This is a genomic window from Pseudomonas sp. R62, from assembly GCF_000257605.1.
GTDB lineage: Bacteria > Pseudomonadota > Gammaproteobacteria > Pseudomonadales > Pseudomonadaceae > Aquipseudomonas > Aquipseudomonas atacamensis.
Genome location: NZ_JH635998.1, coordinates 64,220 through 67,698, shown reverse-complemented (window position 1 = coordinate 67,698; position 3,479 = coordinate 64,220). Strand labels below are relative to the sequence as shown.

The following is a 3,479-nucleotide window of genomic DNA, read 5'->3' as shown; positions in this document are numbered from 1 at the left end:
GAGCATCGACGATGTGCTGGGCGTATGGCCGTTGCATGGTTTGTGTGGCGTGTGGGGCGGGATTGCCTGCGGCATCTTCGGTCAGTCTGTGCTGGGTGGCCTGGGCGGTGTCAGCCTGATCAGCCAGTTGATCGGCACTGCCCTTGGCGTCGCGGTCGCGCTGCTCGGCGGCTTCGTCGTCTACGGCGCGATCAAGGCATTGCATGGGCTGCGCCTGAGTCAGGAACAAGAGTATTACGGCGCCGACCTGTCGCTGCACAAGATCGGCGCGGTGAGTCAGGACTAGATTTCCTCATCATTGGCTCCGGGATAGAAACCGTGGAGCAGGCGATAGCGATCGATGCGCACTTGATCGACCTTCTCCTGCACTTTGTGCGCGGGCAGGCCGAGCATGATCAGCGCGTGTGAAGCGAGCATCAGGCTCGACTCCAAAAGCTCCGGCACCACCTCGGTGGCGCCGGCGGCTCTGAGTTCCGCCGATTGGCTGTCGTCACGGGTGCGTACCAGAATCGGCACCTGTCGGTTGAGTCGGCGGGCTTCGCGCAGAATGCGCAACGCCACGTCACTTTGATCCACGGCAATCACCAGCAGCCTGGCGCGCAACAGGCCAACCGCAGTAAGCAGATCGCCACGCGCCGAGTCGCCGTAATGTACGTCGCTTTCCGCAGATGCGGCTTCCTGCACCCGCACCGGATCGTTGTCCAGCGCGACATAGGCTTGCCCGGCGTTGCCCATGAAGCGGCCGATGGACTGGCCGACGCGCCCGTAGCCGCAGATCACCACGTGCTGGTCGAGGTCGGCGTTGAGCGCGCTGATCTGTTCGATCTGCGCTTCCTGATTGGGCTTGCGGTGCAGCACGGCGGCAATGCGCGGCGCCGCACGCAAAAGCAATGGCGTGAGCAGCATCGAACAGAACGTCGCCGCGAGCAGCAGGGCGCCCGGTTCGGCCGGCAACAGGCTGTTCTGCTGCATCTGCGCCATCAAGGCAAAACAGAATTCGCCACCCTGGGCCAGGGCCAGGCCGCTGCGCCATGCGGTTTCGCTGTCACTGCCGCGCCACTTCACCAGCAGCGCGACCACGATGCCCTTGATCAGCATCAGGCCGAGCGTCAGGCCGATGATCAACAGGCTGTGACTGACGAACAATTGCAGGTCGATCAGCATGCCGATGCTGACGAAGAACACGCCGAGCAGAATGTCGCGAAAGGGCCGGATGTCAGCTTCGATCTGGTGCCGGTAATGGCTTTCCCCGAGCAACATGCCGGCGAGGAAAGCGCCGAGTGCAGGCGACAGCCCCAACAAGTGCGTGAGCCAGGCAGTCAGCAGCACGATCACCAGCGCCAGCAGGACGAACAGCTCCGCAGAGCGCGAGGCCGCCACCTCATGAAACAGCCGTGGCAATAACCAGCGACTGGCGAGCAGCAGGCCGAAGAACAGCACCACGGTTTTGCCCAGGGTCAACGGCAAGGCCCAATACCAGGCCTGCTCGCTGGTGCCGGCGAAGACCGGAACCAGTGTCAGCAGCAATACCGCGACAACGTCCTGAAACAGCAACACGCCGACCGCGTTCTGGCCGTGGCTGCTGAATACTTCACCAAGACTGCCCAGCTCCTTGGTCACGATCGCCGTGGATGACAGCGATAACCCTGCACCGAGCAACAGCGCCGGCATCAGCGGCATGCCCAGGCCCATCAACAGTGTGCCGAGCAGCGCTGTGCTGATCAGCACTTGCTGACTGCCGAGGCGAAACACCACCTGACGCAGCGCAATCATCTTCGACAGGGAGAACTCCAGACCCAGCGAAAACAGCAGAAACACCACGCCCAGCTCGGCGACATCGGGCAGATGTTCGCTCTCGTTGACCCAGTCGAATGCGTTCGGCCCGACCAGTAATCCCACGCACAGGTAACCCAGCACCGGCGGCAGTCGCAGGCGCCGGAACAGGGCAATCACCACCAGGGATGAGGCGAGGATGATCAACAGATTTGCAAACACGGGACACTCCGCTGTCAGGGCGTTGGCCTCTGAAGCGTAGAGGCAAAAAGTCCGCGAGGATGACGCATTTGCAATTTGCGCTGAATGATTTGCGTCAGGATTTTGCGCCGGGAGCGCTGGGTCCTTTGGGCGGCGCCGGGTCGACGAGGGTTTAGTGGCGTCCTAGAATGGGCTCACTTGTTTTCCGGTAATGCCGTCATGCCTCCTGAATGTCAGCTGTTCGGCACCCTCGGGTGTCACCTGTGTGAAGTCGCCGAAGCCGAGCTGATGCCCTTCGTCGAGCATGGTCTGCTGGTTGAATTGGTGGACATCGCCGAAGACGAATCGTGGTTCGAAAAATACAGCTTGCGCATCCCGGTACTGCGGCGGGTCGACACTGGCGCTGAGCTGGATTGGCCGTTCAGTGGCGATGAAATCGCGGCGTTTTTACGATGATGAGCTTTACTACCGTTCTCCCGCTGGTCGCAGCAATCCATCCTTGCGTTGGCGCTCGCTGAATTCTTCGGTTACTGTATGTCCATACAGCAATCGAGTCAGAGGGATGAACCGTGGTCAATGTCGAACAGTTGAAGAGCAGCGTTAACCGGATGTCGGTGGACGTGGTGCGCGAGGCCGTCCTCGAATTGCGCCTGGACGGGCTGGTCACGGAAGGCAAGACGCCATTCAACAAGCTGCATTTCAATACCTGCTTTGCCGAAATCGAAGCCCTTTTTCAACGCGCCGGTTATCACAAGCAGCTGGATGTGGTCGGTTATCAGGGACTGTTGTACGCGTTGTACGATCCTGGGCGTTGGGAAGCGGTCGATGTGTTGCGCTGGCTGAAGGAGTTCACCGAAGCGGCGGCCCTCAAGTCGATTCCGGCCTGATCAAACTGCGCTAGGTGGCTTTGCCTCACTGTTGGATAATGCCGGCCTGCATTGAGGATTTCTGTTTCGTATGACCAGCCCCGTATTTTCCGCTGCGCACAATCAGGCCAGCACCTTGTATTTGCCGCCCGGTCCCTGGCTGACGGTACTCGATTGCCTGTGCGAACACTTCAGTGCCATCGGCCGCGAACAATGGCTCGACCGGATTGCTCGCGGACGGGTGCTGGATGCGCAGGGTCAGCCGATTGCGCTGGACTTGCCCTACAAGGAAGGGCTGCGCATTCATTACTTTCGTGAGGTGCCGGACGAAAAGCCGATCCCGGTGCTCGAGTCGATTCTCTACGCTGACGAACATCTGGTAGTGGCCGACAAACCTCATTTTCTGCCAGTAACTCCGGCCGGGGAATATGTCGAACAAACCCTGCTGCGCCGGCTGATCCGTCGGCTGGACAATCCGCATCTGGTGCCGCTGCACCGCATCGACCGGCACACCGCAGGGCTGGTGATCTTCTCGGCTAACCCGCAAACCCGCTCGGCCTATCAGTCATTGTTCCCGACCCGGCAGATCGACAAGCGCTACGAAGCGATCGCCCCGGCATTGCCCGAGCTGAATTTCCC

Annotated in this window: 4 protein-coding genes and 1 pseudogene; 4 read left to right on the top strand and 1 reads right to left on the bottom strand. The window is 60.7% G+C overall.

All coding sequences use genetic code 11. The annotated features are described in order from the left end of the window. Positions 1–286: pseudogene (locus OQK_RS01785) on the top strand (ammonium transporter); the annotation flags it as partial. Here OQK_RS01785 and OQK_RS01780 read toward each other — a convergent pair. After that, complete coding sequence (locus OQK_RS01780; protein ID WP_016770839.1) at positions 283–1,995, bottom strand: cation:proton antiporter; 1,713 nt, start codon at positions 1,993–1,995, stop codon at positions 283–285. The pseudogene OQK_RS01785 and the gene OQK_RS01780 overlap by 4 nt on opposite strands. 198 nt (positions 1,996–2,193) lie before the next feature. On the opposite strand from OQK_RS01780, the gene OQK_RS01775 reads away from it, so the two are divergent. From OQK_RS01775 to OQK_RS01765, 3 genes are all read left to right on the top strand, one after another. Continuing rightward, positions 2,194–2,430 carry a glutaredoxin family protein gene (locus OQK_RS01775; RefSeq protein ID WP_016770838.1) on the top strand — a complete coding sequence of 79 codons (237 nt, stop codon included), beginning with the start codon at positions 2,194–2,196 and terminating at the stop codon, positions 2,428–2,430. 113 nt (positions 2,431–2,543) lie between these two features. Then, positions 2,544–2,861: a hypothetical protein gene (locus tag OQK_RS01770; protein ID WP_016770837.1), complete on the top strand. Its 318-nt coding sequence runs from the start codon at positions 2,544–2,546 to the stop codon at positions 2,859–2,861. Between the two features lie 70 nt (positions 2,862–2,931). Further along, positions 2,932–3,479: pseudouridine synthase (locus tag OQK_RS01765; protein ID WP_016770836.1), on the top strand; the 548-nt coding region annotated here is incomplete at its 3' end.

Bases quoted from the DNA above. Each gene is read 5' to 3' on its own strand.
- OQK_RS01775 (WP_016770838.1), top strand. From the start codon at position 2,194: ATGCCTCCTGAATGTCAGCTGTTCGGCACCCTCGGGTGTCACCTGTGT.